Below are 21488 nucleotides of genomic sequence, written 5' to 3' on the forward strand. Positions count from 1 at the left end.
TCGGGAACGGGTTATTTCTGATTCTGGCTGGCGAATTTTTCGTAGTTTTCTTTGGTGATCAGCTGGAACGGGATATCGACCACTTTTTGCACTTTCTCGCCGTTAATCAGTTTGACCGCAGTTTGCACCGCACCTTCACCCTGGCCCTTAGCGTCCTGGAACACGCTAGCGACCATTTTGTCGTTCTTGATCATTTGCAGCGCATCGGGCGTACCATCGACACCCGCAACCAGGATGCGATTCGGGTTTTTACCCAGCGCCTGCAGCGCACCAATCGCCATTTCATCGTTGTTTGAGGCAATGGCCTGGATGTCGTCACCGGCGGTCAGCCAGTTACTCACCACGTCAACCGCATCGTTACGGGTGAATTTCGCGGTCTGTTTCTGCACCACTTTGATGTCCGGATATTTCGCCACTACCGCTTCAACACCTTTGGTGCGTTCGCGGGTGGATTCATTGGCCAAATCGCCCAACAGAATCGCCACGTTGCCTTTGCCGTTCATCTTCTTGGCTAACGCTTCCATCTGCAGACGGCCTGCCAGTTCAGAATCTGAACCGACAAACGCCATTTTATCTTTCAGCTCACCCGCCGGTTTACGGTTCACAAATACCAGCGGCACGCCGGCTTTCGCTGCCGCATCCACCAGTGGTTTCACCGCGTTGGTATCGACCGGGTTGACGATGATGGCGTCAACGCCCTGACCGATGAAGTTCTGCACCTGCTGCAGCTGTTGTGAAACGTCACCCTTTGCATCTTCGACCTGACCTTTAATGCCATCTTTGGTCATCTCTTTTTGCATTGCGGTGCGCAGAATGGTGAGGAAGTTGTCATCAAACAGCGCCATAGAAACGCCCACCTGAAGGTCTTTTGCCATCACTGCGGCAGGTAACATGCAAGCTAACAGGGAAGTCACTAACGCTTTTTTGAATTTCATAGGTAACCCTTCTTTTTCGTTAACAAGCTCAGGTTGGCTGATACCACGAATGAAAAATATCTTTTACATTCACTCAACATCGCTGGCGTTTTTTTTGTGGTTGTAGAGGTAAGGCTTCTGGTCTAACGCTATCGGTTTGCTATCGTCGTTTCTTACAACTTAATCTTTATCAGCTACTTATTTTCGAAATCCTGTTTCAGTTACCGCAAGTGGTTTCGCAGGTGATGATAAGCAGTTCATTTATTTCATCTAACTGACATTTGAAACTTTCATCATAAAAGCACTGAAATGATTGTTTTAAAATCGGCAAATAACAAAACTTTGACACGCATCTAACATCTCACCAGAATTGCGTTTAAAGTGAGATCTTGCTGGCAGTTTAGAATCTGATCATTCAAGCCAGAAAAGCAGCATTCCGCTGCTTTTACGCGCACTTAAACCAAAAGTGTGCAGTCGGGCTTTGACAATGGGGATCGGCATCGATAATATGCGCCTCGTTCACACGATTCCTCTGTAGTTCAGTCGGTAGAACGGCGGACTGTTAATCCGTATGTCACTGGTTCGAGTCCAGTCAGAGGAGCCAAATTTAGAGAAGCCCGCTTAGGAAACTAAGCGGGCTTTTTGTTTTCCTGCATCCTTACACGTGTTTTACGGTTAATGCTCCGCACCTTCGAAGTATCATAAATGATACTTTTCATAAAAATTTTTCATTTTCTTGACTCCACACGACGAAAAATCACCTAATAGGTTCAAAAATGAACCTTTACTCACTATAGTCGAGTCATATCGCTCTTTGTCAGCGTTAAAATGCGCGGAAGTGTCAAAAATGAAACTTGATGAAATCAAATCGCTACTTGAGAAACTCTCTGCATCAGATAAACAGAGAGTGATAGAAGAGTGGATGTTGAAAACTGATTCGTTAGTCGTCGCTGAAAATGTCCGGAACTCTAACGACATGCCGATTCTCAATGCCCTCGAGTTCCCATTATTGCCGGCACTCCTGACAGGAGAGCTTAAGCGTCAAAACATCACTTATGAAGAAATGGCTATACAAATTGGCGTTTCCATCTCCACATTTAAGCGACTGATTGCTAAGCCAGCATCAGCTAAGGCTGCCAATCTTCATGCGCTGCTCAAAGAGCTAGGAATAAAAGTATGGCTCGAAAAATAGGTGTGTGGTTATACAACCATCCTGTAGGTACGTTGAGTGAAGTGGAAATGGGGTTTGCTTTCTGCTATCAAGCCAATTATATCGGGCGGGCGATCTCTCTCAGTATGCCGGTGAGACCGGAGCCATATATCAGTGAAGAACTTCACCCCTTTTTCAAAGGATTGGCCCCGGAGGGATGGTTGCGGAAGAGATATGCTGAAATTCAAAAAATTGATGATAAAGATCTCTTCGGTTTACTGATGCAGAATGGTGACGATTTGCTCGGTGCAGTCGTACTCAAAGAGATGAAATAATGAACCCGGAACGCTGTCTGATAAATTTACACCTGCTTAAAGGATCCGAGTTAACAACGGGCTACTCAACAAAAGGTATTAAGCACTTATTGGGGAGTTTACACGTATCCCTCAGTTTGCCTTTTACACGTAGCCAGTTTATTCAGGAACTTCCAGAACGTCAGAAAGGGATGAGTATTTCAGGCTATCAGCCCAAACTCTCTCTCCGCCTGGAAAATGGCGAGTTGAATGTCGTCAGCAACGACGGGACCTATATCCTAAAGCCCTCACCAGAAGAGTATCCACATCTGGCGGAAAATGAGCATGCAACTATGTGCATCATGCAGCGCCTAAAATTTGACGTTCCCCCCTTTGGGCTTATGCCATTTAAACATGATGACAGCCGGCCAGATGAACTCGCTTTTGTTATTAAAAGATATGACCGGTTGGGTGAAGATAAAGCAAGACTGCATCAGGAGCAGTTGGATGGTGCGATGGGCCTCGGCGATAAATATGGCAATATAGATAATAAGAAGACCACCAGCTACGAGAAAGCCGCTAAGTTTTTGAACCGTTCAGTGAACGGAGGTTTAAAAAGTAAGCGAGATATCTTTTTACGCATCGTCTACGCCTACCTGCTGGGTAATAATGATTTTCATCTGCGTAATATCGGGATCATCCTCCCTGAAAAGGGAGCACCTTACCTGGCCCCAGTCTATGACTTTATTAGCGTTGTCCCCTACTCTGCGGCGTTTAAAGAATATTTAGCACTGCCTCTTTTAGAGCGTGAAGAAAATGATGTGGAGAGTGCACCGGGGATTAATTCGGTTTACGGAGAATACCTGGGAGTAGACTTTATTGTGCTCGCGCAGGGTATGAATATTCATCCCGCGTTGGCACAAAAATGGCTAAACGAAATTATCAGTAATCATCAGCTGATTATTGATACCTACACCGAAAGTCACATGCCTGAAGCGCAACGAGAAGCTGTTCTCAAATATGTTGCGCGGCGGATAACCTTACTGGCGGTAACGGAGATTTAGCGTGATCTCGCGCTGACGCCCTGGAACTTGCGATTCGTACAGTCGCCATCCAGGTGCGCTGAATGCTCACCTGACTGGATTTCAGAAGGTAGATCACAGGTAGTTACACCACAAATTCGTAATGTGAACCGTCCGGCAATTCGATATCCAGACGCAGTTTCCCTCCCGCCGCTTCGATATAGCGCTTCAGCGTTGAAAGCTTAAGGTCGCGGCCCGGCTTTTCCATGCCAGCAACGGTGGGTTGCTTGATATTAAGCACCTGTGCCATTTCCACCTGGGTTTTCTGCACTTTCTCCCGCAGCTCCGCCAAATGAATGTTGAGTAAGGTCTCTTCCGCCACAGCCTTAGCTTCGGCAACCACTTCAGGCTTTTCATCTGCAAGGATCTGTTCTAGCGTTCTGCCCATCGCCTCTCTCCTTTTCATCTCTTGTTATCTAAGTACTCGGTAAACTCTCGATCGGCCAACGGAATCATCTCAGCATAAAAGCGCTTTTCATTGCCTACTTTGCAGCCAGCACAAAGCACTATGCCTGTTCGCCAACGGTCGAAGGCGAAAAATGCCCGAATAGGATCGCCTTTACTCTGTACTCGCAGTTCTTTCATGTTGCTATAACGAGAACCTTTAATCGTATCGGCGTAAGGTCTGCATAGACCCGGACCTTTCTCTCGCAAAACGATAAGCCCTGCCAGCACACAAGCTCGGTCAGTATCATCAAGCGACATCAGCCAGCGATCAAATCTGTCGGTTGTTTCAATCTTCCACACAATTACCTCTCATCAATATAGGTTAAATACTATATAGGTGTAAAGCGATAATCGAAGTGTGGCGTGATTAGACAACAGATGCATTAGGGGAGAAGAGAAGTGTGGAGATAGATTCCAAAATGAAAGGTCGCTGTTTATGGCGACCAATAGCAAGATGCGCATTGCATTAATGCGCACCGCACGATAAACAGCGCTGATTAATCGATGCCGCGTGGTAAATCCGCCAGCTCCAGACTGCTACGGAAATCATTACCCACATAATCCGTATCAATCAGTTGGCGGCGACGCAGTTCCGGCAGCAGGCCGTTAAGCAGTAAATCCTGCTGGTCCGGCTGCCCGAGGCCGTGCAGTGAAATCACATCCAGCACGCCGGCGCGATAGCGCTCTTCGATGGCATCCGCCAGCGTTTCCGGCGTGCCAGCGACAAACCAGTGGCCGGTCTCTTCGGCTTTAATGATCAGCTCGCGCAGCGTCAAACCTTCCAGCGCATAGCCACGGAAGATGGCCGCGCGCCCCTGGCGGCGATGCACCTGTGACAACTCGGGAATCAATGCTGCCGCAAGCGGTTGGTCGAGCGGCGCATCGCGCAGATCGACCTCTCCGCCCAGCATATCTGCCACGCGTAATCTGCCTTGTTCAAAGTTGATGCGCTCATGCTTATCGCGTAAACGACGCGCCACATCGGCGTCGCTGTCACCAATGATGGCGTGGAACGAATTCATGATCAGCGGCGGATTGTGTTCGCGACCAAAACGTCGTGCGCGCTGCTGCACATCGGCGACAAACGCCTGCGCGGCCTCAAAGGTTGGCTGCGAGGTGTAAATCACTTCGGCGTAACGTGCGCCAAGCGTTACGCCCGCTTCAGACTGGCCCGCCTGGAACTGCACCGGACGGCGCTGCGGTGGTGGTGGCACGTTGAGCGTGCCCGCCACCTGGAAATAGTCGCCGCGATAGTTGATCGGATGCAGCTTATGGTGGTCGAGACGGATGCCGCCGCTGGCAGTGCGCTGCACCGCCGCGCGCTCGTTGGCGTCATACAGTGCGTTCATGACTTCGATAAATTCGGTGGCGCGCGCGTAGCGCTCCTGCGGTGGCGGCAGTTGGCTCTCACCAAAGTTCTCTTCGCCGACCGAAGACGTCACCGCGTTCCAGCCCGCGCGTCCACCGCTGATGTGATCCAGCGTGCCGACCTGACGCGCCAGATTGTAGGGATGCAGCCAGCTGGTGCTGACGGTGGCAATCAACCCGATGTGTGAGGTCACCTGGCTCAACGCCGCCAGCGCAATCAGCGGATCCTGGGTGCCGGTGGTGCCGGCTAACCCCGCCGGATCGGCTTGCAGTAAATCAGCGGTGAACAGCCCGGTAATCTTTTCGCGTTCTGCAATCTTCGCCAGTTCGATGGCGCGTGCCATGCCGACGCCCGGCTGAGCATCATTGGCGGCGGAGATAACACTGCTGGCGCCGACCAGCGTTTTCAATTTTCTGCGATAGGTTTGCGACACAACACTCTCCTTTATGGCTGGCGCGCGAAATCCGCTTTGACGGTGGTTAATGCATCCGCATCGGTCAGCAAACGTAAGCCGGTACGCGCCAGTACCCGCGCGCCAATCAGCAGCGCCTGATAGCCGCGTTCTGAGTTCGCTGCTTCACGGAACGGCACGGTGTGGAAAATTAGATCGTCTGGACCGATTTTCAGCCACGGATGCGCGGTCGGCACCGCATGGCTGATGTCACCGGCATCGGTCGACACTTTGTTCTTCTGTGGCGACAGATCAACCTGTTCGCCTGCGGCGCTAAACTCATCCAGCAGCAGCGCATCCAGCGCTGGATTGAGTTTGAAATCGCGCGGGCCAATTTGATGATCAATCTCGACGCGTGCGCCGGTGGCTAGCGCCACGCCTTCAGCGATAGCGCGCAGACGCGGTTCGAGTGATTCGACAACGTCACGGCTGTCGGCGCGGATGTAGTAATGCGCCGAAGCGTATTCCGGGATCACGTTCGGGGCCTGACCGCCGTTGGTAATAATGCCGTGCACGCGCACGCCGTCGGGCAGTTGCTGGCGCAGCACGCTGATGCCGTTGTACAGCAGCACCAAGGCATCCAGCGCGTTAATGCCCTCATGCGGCGCGCTGGCGGCATGCGATGGCTTGCCGTAAAAATGAAAATAGAGGTGATTGTTGGCCAGCGTTGACTCGGTCAAGCGGGTTTTACCGGCGGGATGCACCATCAGCGCCACGTCGACCTCTTTCAGCAATCCGGCTTCGACAAAGCGTTTCTTCACGTTGCCTTTGGGGCCGCCCGGCCCGGCTAATCCGCCCTCTTCGGCTGGCGTACCCAGCACCACTACGCGGCCACCGGTCTCTTCCAGTACTTGAGAAAGTGTAATTGCTGCCGCCACGCTGATCGTGCCGATCAGATTGTGGCCGCAGGCGTGTCCGATACCGATCAGCGCATCATATTCCGCCAGAAAAGCGATGGTTGGGCCAGGTTTGCTGCTGCTCTTCACCGCATAGAAGGCGGTTTCGTGTCCGGCGACGTTGCGGGTGACGTCAAAGCCCTGCGCCGTCAGCAGCTGTGTCAGCTGTTCGCTGGCGAAATACTCGTTGTTGCCGGTTTCGGGGTTTTGAAATATCGCCTGCGAGACCTTGAGATAGGCGGCGCTGTGCTGTTCGAGGCTGTTTTCAAGCGTGAGCTGAAGGGCGTTCAGCGTCATAGTCATTCTCCTTTTGCTATGCGGTCGTACCTAAATGGCGACCCTACGGTGAATCGGGGCCGATGGCGGAATGGGCGATGCGGAATGACGGCAGATAGCGGTGTTATAGGGTGCGCATTGATGCGCACCTGGCTACGCATGTCGCTTATCAATGCGCTGCACCAGGCGGTCGCCGATCCATTGAATGCCGCATACCAACACAATCAACACCGCGATAACCGCGATCATCACCGAGGTTTCAAAACGCTGATAACCGTAGCGGATCGCCAGATCGCCCAGCCCGCCCGCACCAATCGCACCGGCCATTGCTGAAGCACCAATCAGCGCCACCAGCGTGACCACAAAGCCGGAAAGAATGCCGGGCAGCGCTTCGGGGATCAGCACATCCCAGACGATGCGCAGTTTACTGGCACCCATGGCGCGTACCGCATCGATCAAGCCGCGATCGACATCGCGCAGCGAAACTTCCGCCACGCGTGCGAAGTACGGTGTTGCGGTAATTGACAACGGCACAATCGCCGCCCAGGTGCCGAGCGACGTCCCTACCAGGAAGCGGGTAAAGGGAATCAGCGCCACCAGCAAAATAATGAACGGCAGCGAGCGGAAGCTGTTGATGACCAGGCCAAGCACGCGATTGATCGCCCGGTGTTCTGCAATGCCGCCGGGGCTGGTCATCACCAGAATCAGGCCGAGCGGCAAGCCCGCCAGCAGCGAAAACAGGCCGGAAATGGCGGTCATCAATACCGTTTCGCCCAGCGCATTGAGCAGTAAATCAATCATGACTGGCGACATAACCTACCAACTCCACTTGTGCCTGCTGCGCCTGCAGCCAGCTGAGAATCTGTTGCTCATCGGCGGCATTCGCCACCGGGAGCGCGATAAAGAAACGCACCACCGCGTAGTGCTGGATGTGATCGACACCGCCTTGCAGCAGGCGGAATTTGCCCGGCAGCGCCGCGGCAAAACGCGTCAGCAGATCGCCCTGCGCATCGTCGCCGGCAAAGTGCACGCTGTAGATGGCTTCACCCTGCGGTTGATCGCTCACGCGCGCGGCAAGGTTTTCCGGCAGCTGCGGCAACAAGCCGCGCAGCAGCGTGCGCGTCAGCGCCGATTGTGGATGAGCAAACACCTGCCACACCGGACCTTGTTCGATAATTTGCCCGGCATCAATCACCGCCACGCGATGCGCGACAGATTTGATCACCTCCATCTCGTGGGTAATCAGCAGAATAGTGATGCCAAGTTTTTGATTAAGGGATTTGAGCAGCGCCAGAATTGAGCGCGTAGTTTCCGGATCGAGCGCGGAAGTGGCTTCATCACACAGCAGCAGCGCCGGACTGGCCGCCAGCGCGCGCGCAATGCCGACACGCTGTTTCTGACCGCCGGATAACGCCGCCGGATAGCTTTGCGCTTTGTCCGCTAATCCCACCAATTCCAGCAATTCCGCTACGCGCTGCTGGCGTTGCGCTTTATCCATGCCAGCGATTTTCAGCGGCAGCGCCACGTTCTGCGCCACGGTTTTCGCCGACAGCAGATTGAAGTGCTGGAACACCATGCCGACGCGGCTGCGTACCGTTTGTAACTGCTTTTCTGACAGGCCGGTGATGTTCCGGCCTTCGATTTCGATGACGCCTTCATCAGGTTGCTCCAGCCCGTTAAGACAGCGGATTAGCGTGGATTTCCCCGCCCCGCTGCGCCCAATCAGGCCAAGAATTTCGCCTTTCTGCACCGTTAACGAAATATCGCGTAGCGCCTGCGTCTGTCCGAAGCGCCGCGACACACCTTGCAGGCGCACCACGCTGGTGCTGTTGCGAAACGTCACCTGCGCCTCGTCATGCGTACTGTCGGCCACGCCGCGCGTTAAAGCGTTAAAGGGCGTTTCGGCTGCTGAGAATAGCGTCATCTTTCTGTTCCTTACCAGGCTGTCTCACCGGTGCCTTTGTAGACCTTGTCAAACACGGTCTTCACAGCATCGTTCTGATAAGAAGAGACCAGCGTTTTCACCCATGGCGCGCTGACATTCTCTTTCTTCACCGCAATGAAGTTGTTGTACGGGTTATCTTTTACCGGCTCCTGGGCAATGCGGTCTGCGGCGGTCAGGCCACTTTTCAGCGCCCAGTCGGTGTTCACCACCGCAGCATCCAGATCGGGAACAGAGCGGCCAATGATGCCGGAATCCAGCTCTTTGATTTGCAGGTGATGGGGGTTAGCGGTGATATCAGCGGTGGTCGCCGCGATGCCCACGCCCGGTTTCAGTTTGATCAGCCCCTGCTGCTCCAGCAGCACCAGGCCGCGCGCTTCGTTGGAGGGATCGTTTGGCACGCCAATGACCGCGCCCTCTTTCAGCTCGGCGGCCGTTTTTACTTTCTTCGAGTAGAGACCAATCGGCCAGACGGCGGTATCGCCCACGCGTACGATATCGTAGTGATTCACTTTGATTTGGTTATTCAGGAACGGCTGATGCTGGAAGGCGTTGGCGTCCACCTCACCGTTTTGTAGCGCTTCGTTCGGCTGGTTGTAGTCGTTGAAGATGACCGTTTTCACCGTCAGGCCTTTGCTGGCTGCCTGCTTGATGACTTCGCGCCAGACATCTTCATCTTCGCCGCTCATAATGCCGACTTTGATTGAGGTTTTATCCGCCGCATGCGCGATGGACAATGGCGACAGCGCCGCACTCGCCAGCAGCAAAGCGCCGGCGGTTAACAGGAATTTATTTTTTACCGAGGCCAAACGTGTGTGCATAAAATGTTTCCCAATCGTTATAATTGCGCGAGTCAAAATAAGCTGTCGTAACGACAGATGACCGCAGTATACGCAGTTGCTTATTCCTGCATTATGATTTATTCGGGAATGCTATTCCTGAAATGCATAAAGGCATCACGCCGCTCGCATCGCCACAAGCGCGAAAATGGCTGTGTTATCCTTCCCCTTTTGATTGACCTGTTACTGAGCGCTATGTCGGACACCATAACCAAACGAAAAAATGACCCTGAAGGGCTCAAGAGACGCATCCTCGCCGGTGCGCTGAAAATGTTTGCCGAGTTCGGCATGCAGGGCGCGCGGCTGGAGCAGATCGCTGAGCACGCCCAAACCACCAAACGCATGGTGGTGTATCACTTCGGCAATAAAGAGCAGCTCTATATCGAGGTACTGGAGCAGGTGTATCAGGCGATTCGTCAGCATGAAACCGGCCTGAATCTGGCGGCGATGGAGCCGGAGCTGGCGATGACAAAACTGGTGGAGGCCAGCTTTGATTATCACGTTTCGCATCCAGATTTTATGCGGCTGGTGTGTACCGAAAACCTGCTGCGCGGCCGCTACATCATGCAATCGGAACGCATTAAAACGCTGAATAAGAGTGCGCTTGATGTGCTCGACGACATCCTGACGCGCGGTCAGCAGCAGGGGCTGTTTATTCAGGAGCTGGATACCGTCGATGTGCACCGCCTGCTCAGCAGCATTTGTGTGCATCACGTTTCCAATCGCTACACCTTTCATACGCTATTCACGCCAAACGATAGCGAGGAGGACAGCATCCGCCGTAATCGGCAGTTAGCGGTCACCGCCACCTTGCGATATGTGCGCAAAGCCCCGTAGTCTGCGGCCTCGCTGTGATGGTCTACGCTTAAAAGCTTGGGACCGTCACAGACCTCAGACTAAGGAACGCCGTAGTGAACAAAGACCCCCACCTTTATCCCTTACGCCATACGCACAACACCGACCAGGACAGCGCTCTGTGGAACTGGGCGCAGAACACGGTGGTTGGTCAGCGCAGTCAGTTACAGCAGCCGCAAAACGAAGCGGAGTTACAACAACTGCTGCGTAGCGCCAATGGCAACGTGCGCGTGCTGGGCAGTCGTCTATCACCCGGTCGTATGCTGGGCGTGGATGAGCAGGATCTGTTGCTGGATCTCAGCGCTTTTAACGGCGTGATGGCGCAAGATGCGGATAGCGTGACCTTTGCTGCCGGCACCCCGCTGGAGCAGGTCTATAGCGCGCTGACCGATATGGATCGCATGCTGGCGTCCTCGCCTGGTGTGATTGCGGTGCAAACGCTGGCGGGCGCAATGGCGACCGGCACCCACGGCCAGGGTTTAGGCCAAAGCTCGCTGGCCGATGAAGCGTTGCGCATCCGTATGGTGCTGGCTGACGGCAGCGTGCGTGAATTTGTACGCGGCGAGCCTGATTTCGCGGCGGCACAGGTTTCACTTGGCACGCTGGGCATCGTGACCGCCGTTACGCTGCGTACGCGCCCTTTCCGCCTGTTTACCTGCCACAAGTTCGCTGTTCCTGCCGATACGCTGGAGCAGGATCTGGTCGCGTGGAATCAGCAATATGAGATGAGCAAAGCCTGGTGGTTTGTTGATGACAATCTGATGCATGTGTGGAATGCACAGCAGGCCAGCGATGAAGAGACGCAAGCCTGGTATGCCAATCAGCGCGAGGTGATTGAGCACGGCGACGATACCGACAGCAGCCTGAACGACACCATCGACCAGACGCTGGCACAGATGCATCGTGACACGCAGATTCACGGCAAAGGCGGCAAACAATTCCGCACCGTGACGCGCTTCCGCGACTTTACCGACATCAGCGGCGATATCTATCAGCTGTTTTGCCGTGGCATTGCCGTGCCGCAAATCAACGTGGAGATCGGCGTGCCGCTGGAGAAAACGCCGCAGATTATCAGCAAGATTAAAGCGTGGTATGCCGAGAACCATCCGCATATGCACTACCCGATTATCCTGCGCTGTACCGGCGCGTCTGAAGCCTGGCTTAGCCCGGCTTACCAGCACGCCACCTGCTTCTTTGGCTTTGTGGTCTATTACGCCGATGATGGCTCGCTGTCGGAAGATGGCCTGCACTTTCTTACCGAAGTGGAGAAGCTGCTGGCGGCCGAAGGTGGACGCCCGCACTGGGGCAAATATTACGATCCCCAGCGCTACCAGTGGCGCGATATCTATCCGCAATGGGACGCTTTCCGTGAAGTGCGTAACCAGCTCGATCCACAACGCCGTTTTAGCAATGACTATGTCACTGCTTTGTTTGATTAAGTTTGAAGGGGAGAAACCATGTTTGCATGGGTAACGCTGTTAACGCAGCCTGACTATTTTATTGGTGTGAAAGCGCTGCATCGTTCGCTGAAACGCAGCGAAACACGCTGGCCGCTGATTGTGATGGTGACAGACGCTATCGATCTGGAAACGCGCGAAGCGTTGCAGGCGCTTGGCTGCGTGATCCATCCGGTTGAACCGCTGATGCCCAATGCCGAGCTAGAGCAGCATTACGCTTCGGCGCAATTTGGCGAAGTGTGGAGCAAGCTGCGCGCGTGGGAGCTGGTCGACTGCGAGCGCGTGGTGTTTCTGGATGCCGATATGCTGGTGCTGCGCAATATGGACGAGCTGTTCACGCTCGATCTCGGCAAGCATGCGCTGGCGGCCTGTCACGCCTGTCGCTGCAATCCGAATAAAATCGCCAGTTATCCGGCCAGCTGGCAGCCGGAGAATTGTCACTATACGTGGCAGGATCGCGGCGAACCGGCCCCGTCCACGCTCGATCGCTATCTCAACGGCGGCTTCCTGGTGCTGAAGCCTGATTTGTCGGTGTTTAAGTGGTTACAAGAGAAAGTGGCGGAGATTAGCGATCTGCGCCGTTATCCCTTCTCCGAGCAGGATTTGCTCAATGAAGTGTTCGAGAATCGCTGGCTGCCGCTGCCTTACATCTACAATGCGCTGAAAACCCTGCCGTTCCAGCACAGCGCGATGTGGCGCGAAGAAGATGTGAAGAATCTGCACTTCATTCTGGCCAAACCGTGGAAGCGCGATTTGAATCAACCCGAAGCTGAGCGCGACCGTTACTACGCGCTGGATAAGCTGTGGTGGGAGTTAGCAGCGGAATAATTCTGCTGGTGTAGGACGCACATCGGGTCGCTATGAATGGCGACCCGATGCCGTTTACCTTCAGCGAGTTTTCGCAATACGTTCCAGCGCCACCTGCGCCAGAAAACCGGAACGGGTTTTGAATTCCGGATGCGTTGCCACGCAACGGTCAATACGATCAATTAGCAACTTCGGTAAGGTAACGTTGATTTTCTCAGACCCACCAAGAATCCGCGTGACGTCCACATCAATCAGCACCCAAACATAACCGGCATACTCCGCATCTTTCATCAGTGATTTAAGATCGGAAACTGCCGGAATATCCTGGCCTAATTCCACCAGCAACTCCAAATGACCGATAATCGCCTCTTTGGCATTTTTCACTGCCTCTTCTAACGTTTCACCCGCAGAAAAACAGCCGGGTAAATCCGGTACGGTAACGCCAAATGCAGTCGTTTGATCGCCAGCTTCAATCGCAATCGGATAAAACATACGTAACCTCTTTCAATTTAATGGACAGTCAGGCCGGCTTGTTTCCTGATACTTTTCACCGTCTTGATAGGCAAATCCTTTTTCGGATGCGGTATCGTCACCAGTCCCTTTTTAACCGGATGAACAAAATGGTGATGGCTACCGTTGACGCGTATCAGTTCCCAACCATCGGCCTTAATCTCGGCCATTAATGATCTGCTGTCCATGCGCTTGCCTTACTGCGTCCTGAAAGCATAAAAATAACCCCAATAACTCTTTAACACAAGTTAAGAGTTATTGGGGTTATAAATAGTGGCACTTTACGTCATCGGGTTGCCATGAATGGCAACCCTACGCAACACAGCGCAGTTTCAGATCAGGTGCGCACTGCTGCGCACCTGGAGACTTAACGCCAGCCTAACTCGGGCGCGACGTGGGTGAGGATGCTTTCAATCACGTGCGCACAGTAATCCACGCCGAGCTGATTCGGGATGGTCAACAGCAGCGTATCGGCTTCGGCAATGCCTTCATCCTGCGCCAGCTGTTGGATCAGCTTATCGGGCTCGGCGGCGTAGCTGCGGCCAAAGATGGCGCGGGTTTTCTCATCGAGGAAACCAACCGAATCCTGATCCTGTCCGCTGCGGCCAAAGTAGGCGCGGTCGGTGTCGTTGGTCAGCGCAAAGATACTGCGGCTCACTGAGACACGCGGCGTGCGTTGATGTCCCGCGGCTTCCCAGGCTGCGCGATAGGCTCGAATCTGTTTCGCCTGCTGCACATGGAACGGCTCGCCGGTTTCATCATCTTTCAGGGTAGAGCTTTGCAGGTTCATGCCCTGCTGTGCCGCCCAAATCGATGTCGCGTTGGAACCGGATCCCCACCAGATACGCTCACGCAAACCGGCCGAGAAGGGCTCAAGACGCAGCAAGCCCGGCGGATTCGGGAACATCGGCTGTGGATTAGGTTTGGCAAAACCTTCGCCGCGTAGCACTTCCAGCAGCTCTTCGGTGTGACGACGCCCCATATCGGCATCGCTTTCACCGTTCTGTGGATCAAAACCAAAGTAACGATAACCTTCAATCACCTGCTCCGGTGAACCCCGGCTCAGACCAAGCTGCAGACGACCGTTGGAGATCAGATCCGCCGCGCCTGCATCCTCTGCCATATACAGCGGATTTTCGTAACGCATATCGATAACGCCGGTACCAATTTCGATCTTTTTAGTACGCGCACCCACCGCCGCCAGCAGCGGGAACGGCGAGCTAAGCTGCCGGGCAAAGTGATGCACGCGGAAATAGGCGCCATCGGCACCCAACTCTTCGGCAGCGACCGCTAAATCAATCGATTGCAGCAGCACGTCCTGCGCCGAGCGGGTGGCGGACTGCGATGACGGCGTCCAGTGACCAAAGGATAAAAAGCCAATATTTTTCATGCTGAAATTCTCCTCGTGAGCCACGCAGGCCCGAACGTTTTCAATGCAGCAAGGTTACGCCAGACCCAAGATGACTGATAGCCAATAGATTTCGCGCGCTTCATCAACTTTTTTGCATAAGTAAGAAAAAGAGATTCTTTGTGATGGTCACCGTTATCAATCATCTTTGGCGGCATATTCCCGCTTTAGCAGGTTCAGTAGGGTTATGAGTAAAGGGACAGCGGCTTATCTCAATACGCAACAGCGCGAGGTGATACATCAACTGGCGCGCAACTGGCTGTGGCGCAGCGAACTGCCGACATGGCTATTAATGGTGGTGATCTATAGCGGCTGGTTTGCCAGCGTCATCTACTGGCAAACGTTGGGATTAACCGCCAGCACGCTGCTGCTGATCCTTTTCACTACCTGGTACATGTCACTGCAGCACGAGCTAATTCACGGCCATCCAACGCGCTTTCCCCGCCTCAACCAGTTGTTCGGCACGCTGCCGCTGGCGGTGTGGTATCCCTATGGTCTGTATCGTGATTCGCATCTGGCGCATCATCGTAATCACACCCTGACCGATCCCGACGAAGATCCTGAAACCTATTACCTTACGCCGGAACGCTGGGCGCAGCTCAAGCCGTGGCAGCAGCAGGTAATTCATCTGCGCAATACCTTTCCCGGGCGTTTGCTGCTGGGTCCGCTGCTGGACATGGCCGCGACCATCAAAACCTGCGTAAACGCCTTTAGTCAACGTGATAAACCTGCCATGGCGATGTGGATCAGCCATCTCACACTGCTGAGCGGACTGTTTTACTGGATGACGCAGCAGGGCTTCTCGCCGCTGTGGTTGGTGCTGGCGGTAAGTTATCCGGCGCTGATGCTGACCAAAGTGCGCTCATTCTACGAACATCGCGCAGAAGAAGAACCGCTGGCACGTTCGGTGAATAACGAAGCCGCGCTGCCGTGGCGCCTGCTGTTCCTCAATCTCAACTATCATTCTGTACATCACGATCTGCCCGGTTTGCCGTGGTATGGCCTGCGCAAAGTCTATTTGCTGTATCGCGATGGCTACCATGTCCGTAATCACGGTTTTCGCGTCGCCGGTTATGGCGAATGGTTGACGCGCTTCTGGCGCAAATCGGTCGAGGTTAATGCCCATCCGGGCACGCAAAAGGATGCACAGGATGCCCATCATTTCGTTACCGATGTACGACATCAATCATCAGGCTACCGTCGGCCTGACCGCAGCGCTAACGACGCTGCTGCAGCAACGCGACGTGCCGGCTGAGGTCGCGTGGCCGATGGATTTACTGCCGCACTGGCGTGATGACAATGTGTTGCTGAGCCAAACCTGCGGCTATCCGCTGGTCGAACTGCTGCCGGATGTGCAGCTGGTTGGTACCTTTCAGTCAAGCGCGCAAGGCTGCGACGGACTGCGCTATCGCAGCTGGCTGGTCGCGCGCCGCGAAGACGAGCAGCTGATGCTGAGTGATTTTCGCGGACAGCGCGCGGTGTGCAACAGCAACGATTCTCACTCCGGCTTTAATGCGCTGCGCTACGTGATTGCGCCGCTGGCGCACGCTGGCAGATTCTTTAGCGCAACCCACTTTAGCGGCAGCCATCGGCAATCGCTGGCGGCGCTGCGTAGCGGCCAGGCGGATATCGCCGCCATCGACTGCATCACCTGGGCGCTGCTGCGCCGCAATTTCCCGGAGGAGCTGGCGGGACTGGAGATTATCGGCGAAACACCGCTGTGCGCCGCGCTGCCGCTGATTACCTCCGCCAAAACCGATGCGGCAACGCTGGTGAAACTGCGCAGCGCGCTGAAAGAACTGACCAGCGATCGGCGTTATCAGGATCTGCTGGATGAGAGTTTGATTGGCGGGTTTAGCGTCACCGATCGGGCGTTTTATGCTGAAGTTAAAGCGTGGAAAGATTACGCCGAGGTGCACGGCGTAACGACGTTGTAATGTCCAGGTGCGCATGAATGCGCACCCTACTGTAGGGTCGCCATTTATGGCGACCGGGTAAACATCACGCCACCTGCTGACTTCCGCGCTGCACCGTGAACTGGTTTTCTGGCTCGGCCAGCCCGAGATTTTCCCGCAGCGTCTCGCCTTCATACTCATTGCGATAGATACCGCGCGCCTGCAGCAGTGGAATCACCTGCGCCACAAAATCATCAAACGCCGTTGGCGTGCCGCCGCGCACGATGAAGCCGTCGGTGGCGCCGGCCAGGAACCAGTCTGCCAGCCCGTCCGCCACCTGCTCTGCCGTACCAAGGAAACTCGGGCGCGGCGTGGCCTCCTCCAGCGCCGTCTGGCGCAGCGTTAAGCCGCGAGCATACGCATTCTGTTTAATCTTATCGGTGGTGCTGCGGAAGCTGTTCGCGCCCAATTCGCCAATATCCGGGAAGGGTTCATCCAGCGCATACTGACTGAAATCGTGATGCTCAAAGTAGCGGCCAAGATACTCCAGCGCTTTATCGATGGTCACCAGCTCGGCAGTTTGCTGATAGCGGCGTTCGGCATCCTGTTCCGTTTCACCGATAATCACGCTGATGCCCTGAAACACACGAATATCATCCGCATCGCGGCCGCGCGCCACCAGACGACGGCGCACGTCTTCGCGGAGCTCACGCGCCTGCTCCAGCGTTTCCTGGCGCGTGTAGATGGCATCGGCGGCTTCGGCGGCGAAAGCTTTGCCCGCTTCAGACGCGCCCGCCTGGAACACAATCGGACGTCCCTGCGGCGAACGCCCGACGTTCAGCGGTCCCTGCACCGAGAAGTAGTGGCCTTTATGGTTCAGCGTATGCAGCTTGTCGGCGGCGAAGAATTCGCCGCTGTGCTTATCTCGCACAAACGCATCGCCCTCCCACGAATCCCACAATCCTTTGACCACCTGCAAATATTCGCTGGCCACGCGATAGCGCTCGTCGTGCTCCGGATGGGTGCTGCGTGAGAAGTTTTTCGCCGAACCTTCCAGTGGCGAGGTCACCACGTTCCAGCCGACGCGACCGCCGCTCAGGTGGTCAAGGCTGGCGAACTGGCGCGCCACGGTGAACGGCTCGCTGTAGGAGGTGGAGAGCGTGGCGACCAGACCGATGTTTTTCGTCACCAGCGACAGCGCCGACAGCAAAGTGATGGGTTCGAAGCGATTGAGGAAGTGCGGAATCGACTGCGGCGTAATGTACAAGCCGTCGGCGACGAACAGGAAATCGATCTTTGCCTGCTCCGCTTTACGCGCCAGATCCAGCACGTAATCAACGTTGATGCTGGCATCCGCCACCGCATCGGGATGACGCCATGCCGACATGTTGCCGGAGACGCCCTGAATAATCGCGCCCAGTCGCAGCTGGCGTTGTGTTTGACTCATTCTGCTCTCCTTAATATGCGTGTGCGGGCTGCCAGTCGGGGATCACCGGCAGCGCCTGTAACAGTTTTTGCGTCCACGGATGCTGCGGCGCGGCGAATACCTGCTGCAACGCCCCACTCTCCACCACTTGTCCGTTCTGCATCACCAGCACGCGATCCGCGAGGTGCTGGATCACGCCGAGATCGTGCGAAATAAACAGCAGCGCGGTGCCGTGCTCAGCCTGCATATCGGCCAGCAGATCCAGCACCTGCGCCTGCACCGAAACATCCAGCGCGCTTACCGGCTCATCGGCCACCAGCAGCGCCGGATTAGGTGCAAAAGCGCGCGCTATTGCCACGCGCTGACGCTGCCCGCCGGACAGCTGCTGCGGATAGCGCTGCAGAAAGCGATCGCCGAGCTGCACTTCGTCCAGCAGCTGGCGCACGCGCTGACGTCGCGCATCGCCATAAATACCGGCGCTGTCGAGGCTTTCGCCGATGATTTTTTCCACCGTGTAACGTGGATCGAAGGAACTGAACGGGTCTTGCGCGATCAGCTGTAGGCGCGCACGCCGGGCGCGGCGCGCTTTCTCCGGCAGACGATCCCAGCGCTCACCTTCCAGCAGCAGCGTGCCGCTATCCGGTTCGGTTAAGCCCATCACCACTTTGACCAGCGAGGTTTTACCCGAGCCGGATTCACCGACTACGCCAAGCGTTTCGCCGGCATGCAGCGTGAAGTTAATGTCATTTAGCACCAGTCGATCGCCGTAGGCTTTGTGCAGGCCGATGCCTTCCAGCAGCGGCGCGTGGCTGCGTTGCGGCCGTGGCGGCAGCGGCGTTGGATCGGCGGCGCTCAGGCGTAAACCGCGCGTGGCGGGCGTCGGCACCGCACGCAGCAGACGCTGTGTCCAGGCGTGTTGCGGGCGTTGCAGCAGCGCGCCGCTGTGGCCCTGCTCCACCACTTCGCCATCACGCATCACCAGCACGCGATCCGCCAACTCGGCAACCACCGCCAAATCGTGGCTGATCAACAGCAGGCCGTGCCCGTCACGCCGCCGCTGCGCCAGCAGCTGCAGAATCTGGCGCTGTACCGTCATGTCCAGCGCGGTGGTCGGTTCATCGGCAATCAATAACGTCGGCGTACCCGCCAGCGCGGTGGCAATCAGCGCACGCTGACGCTGGCCGCCCGAAAGCTGATGCGGATAACGTTCCAGTCGGCTCTCCGCATCGTGAATGCCCGCCGCCTTCAGCAATTCGATGCTTTTATCCTGCAGATTGCCGCGATGTCCGACGGCGCTTAACGCATCGCCCAGCTGCTGACCAATGCGGCGCAGCGGATCGAGCGACACCAGCGCATCCTGCAGCACATAGCCAATGCGGCGACCGCGCAGCGCGCGCCAGTCGCTGCGGCTGGCATGGCGCATATCGCGCCCGTCGATGGTGAATCGGTCGGCAGTGACGATGGCCCCTTCCGGCAACAGGCCGAGCAGGCTGCGCGCGGTGAGGGTTTTGCCGGATCCGGACTCCCCCACCAGCGCCACCGATTCTCCCGCCGCCGCCTGCAGGCTGAGATTCTTCACCACCTGCTGTGGTCCGAAGCGAATCGAGAGATTGTGGATATCAATAAATGGCTGACTCATGCTGAGCGTCCTTCAAAACGTGCCTGCCAGTAACGGCCCAGCGTGTTAACCGCAATCACCGTCAGCGTGATGAACACGCCCGGCCACACCGCAATCCACCAGGCATTACGCAGATAGTTGCGCCCTTCCGCCAGCATCAGGCCCCATTCGGCCGTCGGCGGCTGTGGCCCCATGCCGAGAAAACTCAAGCCGGCAGTGCCGATAATCGCGGTGCCAAGTCCGAGCGTCGCCAGTGCCGGAACCTGCGCAATGGCGTGCGGCAGAATATGGCGGGTGATCAGCGTAAAGCGTGACAAACCAAAGGTGCGCGCCTGTTCGACGTAGCCAGACGTCATCACGCTGTAGGTTTGGGCGCGCACCACGCGGGCAAAGCGCGGCACCGATGCCACACCGAGCGCGATGATCAGGTTATTCGTACCGGGGCCGGTAAAGGCGATCAGCATCAGCGCCAGCAGCAGATCGGGAAAGGCGGAAATCACATCCACTGCGCGGCTCAGCAGCTCATCAACCACGCCACGCGCCAGCGCGGCCGCCAGCCCGAGCAAGGTGCCGAACACCACCGCCAGCGCCATTGCCGCCACGCTTATCAGCAGCGAATAGCGGCTGCCATAAATCACGCGCGTGAGCAGATCGCGTCCGAGCTGATCGGTGCCGAGCCAGTGCTGCGCCGACGGCGGCAGCTGGGCGTTGACCGGATCGGCCAGCAGTGGATCGCTATGCGCCAGCCACTGCGGCGCGATCACCGCGACAGCCAGCACCAGCAGAAACAGAATGGCAGCCCATACCGCGGCGGGCAGAGCAACCGGCAGGCGTTGCAGCGCGGCAATCATGATTTGCTCTCCCCACGCAGACGGGGATCGATCCACAGCGACAGGATGTCGACTAAGGTGCTCATCACCACGTAGATCAGCGCCGACAGAATCGCCACCGCCAACACCACCGGTAGATCCTGCGCCAACACCGCATCCACCGTTAATTTACCGAGCCCGGGACGTCCAAACACCTGCTCGGTGATCACCGCACCGCTGAGTAAGCCACCCACCAGCCAACCGGTCAGCGTTACCGCTGGCAGCGCCGCATGGCGCAGCGCGTGGCGCAGACGAAGGGTGGTTTCTCCCACGCCCCACGCACACAGCGTCAGGGTGAACGGCGCATCCAGCGCGCGCTCCAGCTCGCGGCGCAGTAATTGGGCGATGACCGCGCCCTGCGCCAGCCCCAACGCCAGCGCCGGCAGCACCAGCGACGACAGCGAACGATCGCCCGCCACCGGGAACCAGCGCAGCGTAAAGCTGAAAATAAACAGCAGCACAATGCCCATCCAGAACGAGGGCGTGGAGGCCAACAGCAGTTCAAACGCGTTAGCGATGCGGCGGCCGATGCGCCGATGCGCTGTGCCGACGGCAATCGCCACCGCAAACAGGATGCTGACCAGCAGCGCTGCCAGCGTCAGTTTGATGGTGGGCCATAACTGCGTTGCCAGCAGATGGCTGACTTCCGTGTTGAGCATATAAGAACGGCCAAAGTCGCCGTGCAGCACGCGCCACATGTAGTGCAGATACTGCCACCACAGCGGCTGGTTCAGGCCCCATTCGGCGCGGATCGCCGCCTCAATTGCCGGGGTGCGCAGCTGCTCACCAATCAGCAGACTGACAATATCCCCCGGCGTCAGATGCACGCCGAGAAAAGCCAGCGATACCGCCGCCCACAGCACCAGTACGCCGCCCAGCAGACGACTGACAATGCGGCGCGTTAAATCGCTGCGCCACACCGATGGCCGCCGCGCGCGTGGCGTGCGGGTGACAATGCTTTCCAGACTCATCTTCGCCTCCTGA

Annotated in this window: 23 protein-coding genes and 1 tRNA gene; 9 read left to right on the top strand and 15 right to left on the bottom strand. The window is 56.2% G+C overall.

Annotated features, from left to right (window positions below):
* Positions 1-11: 11 nt before the first annotated feature.
* Positions 12-935 carry a sugar ABC transporter substrate-binding protein gene (locus PMI17_RS17460; protein WP_007890988.1) on the bottom strand — a complete coding sequence of 308 codons (924 nt, stop codon included), beginning with the start codon at positions 933-935 and terminating at the stop codon, positions 12-14.
* A 507-nt stretch (positions 936-1442) separates the two neighbouring features.
* Here PMI17_RS17460 and PMI17_RS17465 point away from each other — a divergent pair.
* From PMI17_RS17465 to PMI17_RS17480, 4 genes are all read left to right on the top strand, one after another.
* Positions 1443-1518, top strand: a tRNA-Asn gene (locus PMI17_RS17465).
* Positions 1519-1761: 243 nt separating this feature from the next.
* Positions 1762-2106, top strand: a complete 345-nt coding sequence (locus tag PMI17_RS17470; RefSeq protein ID WP_007890989.1) for a helix-turn-helix transcriptional regulator — start codon at positions 1762-1764, stop codon at positions 2104-2106.
* Positions 2091-2399, top strand: a complete 309-nt coding sequence (locus PMI17_RS17475) for a HipA N-terminal domain-containing protein (RefSeq protein ID WP_007890990.1) — start codon at positions 2091-2093, stop codon at positions 2397-2399. The genes PMI17_RS17470 and PMI17_RS17475 overlap by 16 nt, the downstream gene beginning before the upstream one ends.
* Positions 2399-3421 (top strand): type II toxin-antitoxin system HipA family toxin, encoded by a 1023-nt coding sequence (locus tag PMI17_RS17480; protein WP_007890991.1) that lies wholly within the window; start codon positions 2399-2401, stop codon positions 3419-3421. The genes PMI17_RS17475 and PMI17_RS17480 overlap by 1 nt, the downstream gene beginning before the upstream one ends.
* Positions 3422-3524: 103 nt before the next feature.
* Here PMI17_RS17480 and PMI17_RS17485 read toward each other — a convergent pair whose 3' ends face one another.
* The 7 genes from PMI17_RS17485 to PMI17_RS17515 form a co-directional block, all read right to left on the bottom strand.
* Positions 3525-3827: a helix-turn-helix domain-containing protein gene (locus PMI17_RS17485; RefSeq protein WP_007890992.1), complete on the bottom strand. Its 303-nt coding sequence runs from the start codon at positions 3825-3827 to the stop codon at positions 3525-3527.
* A 14-nt stretch (positions 3828-3841) separates the two neighbouring features.
* The gene (locus PMI17_RS17490; RefSeq protein WP_007890993.1) at positions 3842-4186 is read right to left on the bottom strand and encodes a type II toxin-antitoxin system RelE/ParE family toxin; all 345 of its coding nucleotides are present in this window, start codon (positions 4184-4186) and stop codon (positions 3842-3844) included.
* 197 nt (positions 4187-4383) lie between these two features.
* Positions 4384-5688, bottom strand: coding sequence for an NtaA/DmoA family FMN-dependent monooxygenase (locus PMI17_RS17495; protein ID WP_007890995.1), 1305 nt, complete (start codon positions 5686-5688; stop codon positions 4384-4386).
* A gap of 11 nt (positions 5689-5699) precedes the next feature.
* Positions 5700-6899 (bottom strand): M20 family metallopeptidase, encoded by a 1200-nt coding sequence (locus tag PMI17_RS17500; RefSeq protein ID WP_007890996.1) that lies wholly within the window; start codon positions 6897-6899, stop codon positions 5700-5702.
* Between the two features lie 132 nt (positions 6900-7031).
* The gene (locus tag PMI17_RS17505; protein WP_007890997.1) at positions 7032-7691 is read right to left on the bottom strand and encodes a methionine ABC transporter permease; all 660 of its coding nucleotides are present in this window, start codon (positions 7689-7691) and stop codon (positions 7032-7034) included.
* A complete protein-coding gene (locus PMI17_RS17510) occupies positions 7672-8802 on the bottom strand; it encodes a methionine ABC transporter ATP-binding protein (RefSeq protein ID WP_007890998.1) in 1131 nt (376 codons plus the stop codon). The genes PMI17_RS17505 and PMI17_RS17510 overlap by 20 nt, the downstream gene beginning before the upstream one ends.
* Positions 8803-8813: 11 nt before the next feature.
* Positions 8814-9641, bottom strand: coding sequence for a MetQ/NlpA family ABC transporter substrate-binding protein (locus tag PMI17_RS17515; RefSeq protein WP_007891001.1), 828 nt, complete (start codon positions 9639-9641; stop codon positions 8814-8816).
* 213 nt (positions 9642-9854) lie between these two features.
* On the opposite strand from PMI17_RS17515, the gene PMI17_RS17520 reads away from it, so the two are divergent.
* The 3 genes from PMI17_RS17520 (at position 9855) to PMI17_RS17530 (ending at position 12799) form a co-directional block, all read left to right on the top strand.
* On the top strand, positions 9855-10496 hold the full coding sequence (locus PMI17_RS17520; RefSeq protein WP_036621675.1) for a TetR family transcriptional regulator: 642 nt from the start codon (positions 9855-9857) through the stop codon (positions 10494-10496).
* 74 nt (positions 10497-10570) lie between these two features.
* The gene (locus tag PMI17_RS17525; protein ID WP_007891004.1) at positions 10571-11953 is read left to right on the top strand and encodes a D-arabinono-1,4-lactone oxidase; all 1383 of its coding nucleotides are present in this window, start codon (positions 10571-10573) and stop codon (positions 11951-11953) included.
* Positions 11954-11971: 18 nt separating this feature from the next.
* Positions 11972-12799 carry a glycosyltransferase family 8 protein gene (locus PMI17_RS17530; protein WP_007891006.1) on the top strand — a complete coding sequence of 276 codons (828 nt, stop codon included), beginning with the start codon at positions 11972-11974 and terminating at the stop codon, positions 12797-12799.
* A 60-nt stretch (positions 12800-12859) separates the two neighbouring features.
* Here PMI17_RS17530 and PMI17_RS17535 read toward each other — a convergent pair whose 3' ends face one another.
* The 3 genes from PMI17_RS17535 to PMI17_RS17545 all read right to left on the bottom strand — a co-directional run bounded on the left by PMI17_RS17535 (position 12860) and on the right by PMI17_RS17545 (position 14678).
* Complete coding sequence (locus tag PMI17_RS17535) at positions 12860-13270, bottom strand: type II toxin-antitoxin system HicB family antitoxin (protein WP_007891007.1); 411 nt, start codon at positions 13268-13270, stop codon at positions 12860-12862.
* Positions 13271-13287: 17 nt separating this feature from the next.
* Positions 13288-13476 carry a type II toxin-antitoxin system HicA family toxin gene (locus tag PMI17_RS17540; RefSeq protein ID WP_007891008.1) on the bottom strand — a complete coding sequence of 63 codons (189 nt, stop codon included), beginning with the start codon at positions 13474-13476 and terminating at the stop codon, positions 13288-13290.
* Between the two features lie 179 nt (positions 13477-13655).
* Positions 13656-14678 carry an LLM class flavin-dependent oxidoreductase gene (locus PMI17_RS17545; protein ID WP_007891009.1) on the bottom strand — a complete coding sequence of 341 codons (1023 nt, stop codon included), beginning with the start codon at positions 14676-14678 and terminating at the stop codon, positions 13656-13658.
* A 205-nt stretch (positions 14679-14883) separates the two neighbouring features.
* Here PMI17_RS17545 and PMI17_RS17550 point away from each other — a divergent pair, with 205 nt between their 5' ends.
* Positions 14884-15951 (top strand): fatty acid desaturase, encoded by a 1068-nt coding sequence (locus PMI17_RS17550; RefSeq protein ID WP_007891010.1) that lies wholly within the window; start codon positions 14884-14886, stop codon positions 15949-15951.
* Complete coding sequence (locus PMI17_RS17555) at positions 15848-16633, top strand: phosphate/phosphite/phosphonate ABC transporter substrate-binding protein (protein ID WP_085982496.1); 786 nt, start codon at positions 15848-15850, stop codon at positions 16631-16633. The genes PMI17_RS17550 and PMI17_RS17555 overlap by 104 nt, the downstream gene beginning before the upstream one ends.
* 64 nt (positions 16634-16697) lie before the next feature.
* Here PMI17_RS17555 and PMI17_RS17560 read toward each other — a convergent pair whose 3' ends face one another.
* Genes PMI17_RS17560 through PMI17_RS17575 form a run of 4 tightly spaced genes read right to left on the bottom strand, consistent with a single transcriptional unit; the run spans position 16698 to position 21475 of the window.
* Positions 16698-18038 carry an LLM class flavin-dependent oxidoreductase gene (locus PMI17_RS17560; RefSeq protein WP_007891012.1) on the bottom strand — a complete coding sequence of 447 codons (1341 nt, stop codon included), beginning with the start codon at positions 18036-18038 and terminating at the stop codon, positions 16698-16700.
* Positions 18039-18048: 10 nt separating this feature from the next.
* A complete protein-coding gene (locus tag PMI17_RS17565) occupies positions 18049-19656 on the bottom strand; it encodes an ABC transporter ATP-binding protein (RefSeq protein WP_007891013.1) in 1608 nt (535 codons plus the stop codon).
* Complete coding sequence (locus tag PMI17_RS17570; RefSeq protein WP_007891014.1) at positions 19653-20486, bottom strand: ABC transporter permease; 834 nt, start codon at positions 20484-20486, stop codon at positions 19653-19655. Before PMI17_RS17570 ends, PMI17_RS17565 begins: the two co-directional genes overlap by 4 nt.
* Entirely contained in the window at positions 20483-21475 is a 993-nt protein-coding gene (locus PMI17_RS17575; RefSeq protein WP_007891015.1) for an ABC transporter permease, read from the bottom strand. The genes PMI17_RS17570 and PMI17_RS17575 overlap by 4 nt, the downstream gene beginning before the upstream one ends.
* Between the last annotated feature and the right edge of the window lie 13 nt (positions 21476-21488).

The sequence above is a fragment of the Pantoea sp. GM01 genome, assembly GCF_000282675.1.
GTDB lineage: Bacteria > Pseudomonadota > Gammaproteobacteria > Enterobacterales > Enterobacteriaceae > Pantoea > Pantoea nemavictus.

Excerpts from the sequence above, each read along its gene's own strand:
- PMI17_RS17460 (WP_007890988.1), bottom strand. The coding sequence starts at position 935 with ATGAAATTCAAAAAAGCGTTAGTGACTTCCCTGTTAGCTTGCATGTTA.
- PMI17_RS17470 (WP_007890989.1), top strand. The coding sequence starts at position 1,762 with ATGAAACTTGATGAAATCAAATCGCTACTTGAGAAACTCTCTGCATCA.
- PMI17_RS17475 (WP_007890990.1), top strand. The coding sequence starts at position 2,091 with ATGGCTCGAAAAATAGGTGTGTGGTTATACAACCATCCTGTAGGTACG.
- PMI17_RS17480 (WP_007890991.1), top strand. The coding sequence starts at position 2,399 with ATGAACCCGGAACGCTGTCTGATAAATTTACACCTGCTTAAAGGATCC.
- PMI17_RS17485 (WP_007890992.1), bottom strand. The coding sequence starts at position 3,827 with ATGGGCAGAACGCTAGAACAGATCCTTGCAGATGAAAAGCCTGAAGTG.
- PMI17_RS17500 (WP_007890996.1), bottom strand. The coding sequence starts at position 6,899 with ATGACGCTGAACGCCCTTCAGCTCACGCTTGAAAACAGCCTCGAACAG.
- PMI17_RS17505 (WP_007890997.1), bottom strand. The coding sequence starts at position 7,691 with ATGTCGCCAGTCATGATTGATTTACTGCTCAATGCGCTGGGCGAAACG.
- PMI17_RS17510 (WP_007890998.1), bottom strand. The coding sequence starts at position 8,802 with ATGACGCTATTCTCAGCAGCCGAAACGCCCTTTAACGCTTTAACGCGC.
- PMI17_RS17515 (WP_007891001.1), bottom strand. The coding sequence starts at position 9,641 with ATGCACACACGTTTGGCCTCGGTAAAAAATAAATTCCTGTTAACCGCC.
- PMI17_RS17520 (WP_036621675.1), top strand. The coding sequence starts at position 9,855 with ATGTCGGACACCATAACCAAACGAAAAAATGACCCTGAAGGGCTCAAG.
- PMI17_RS17530 (WP_007891006.1), top strand. The coding sequence starts at position 11,972 with ATGTTTGCATGGGTAACGCTGTTAACGCAGCCTGACTATTTTATTGGT.
- PMI17_RS17535 (WP_007891007.1), bottom strand. The coding sequence starts at position 13,270 with ATGTTTTATCCGATTGCGATTGAAGCTGGCGATCAAACGACTGCATTT.
- PMI17_RS17540 (WP_007891008.1), bottom strand. The coding sequence starts at position 13,476 with ATGGACAGCAGATCATTAATGGCCGAGATTAAGGCCGATGGTTGGGAA.
- PMI17_RS17545 (WP_007891009.1), bottom strand. The coding sequence starts at position 14,678 with ATGAAAAATATTGGCTTTTTATCCTTTGGTCACTGGACGCCGTCATCG.
- PMI17_RS17550 (WP_007891010.1), top strand. The coding sequence starts at position 14,884 with ATGAGTAAAGGGACAGCGGCTTATCTCAATACGCAACAGCGCGAGGTG.
- PMI17_RS17555 (WP_085982496.1), top strand. The coding sequence starts at position 15,848 with ATGCCCATCATTTCGTTACCGATGTACGACATCAATCATCAGGCTACC.
- PMI17_RS17560 (WP_007891012.1), bottom strand. The coding sequence starts at position 18,038 with ATGAGTCAAACACAACGCCAGCTGCGACTGGGCGCGATTATTCAGGGC.
- PMI17_RS17565 (WP_007891013.1), bottom strand. The coding sequence starts at position 19,656 with ATGAGTCAGCCATTTATTGATATCCACAATCTCTCGATTCGCTTCGGA.
- PMI17_RS17570 (WP_007891014.1), bottom strand. The coding sequence starts at position 20,486 with ATGATTGCCGCGCTGCAACGCCTGCCGGTTGCTCTGCCCGCCGCGGTA.
- PMI17_RS17575 (WP_007891015.1), bottom strand. The coding sequence starts at position 21,475 with ATGAGTCTGGAAAGCATTGTCACCCGCACGCCACGCGCGCGGCGGCCA.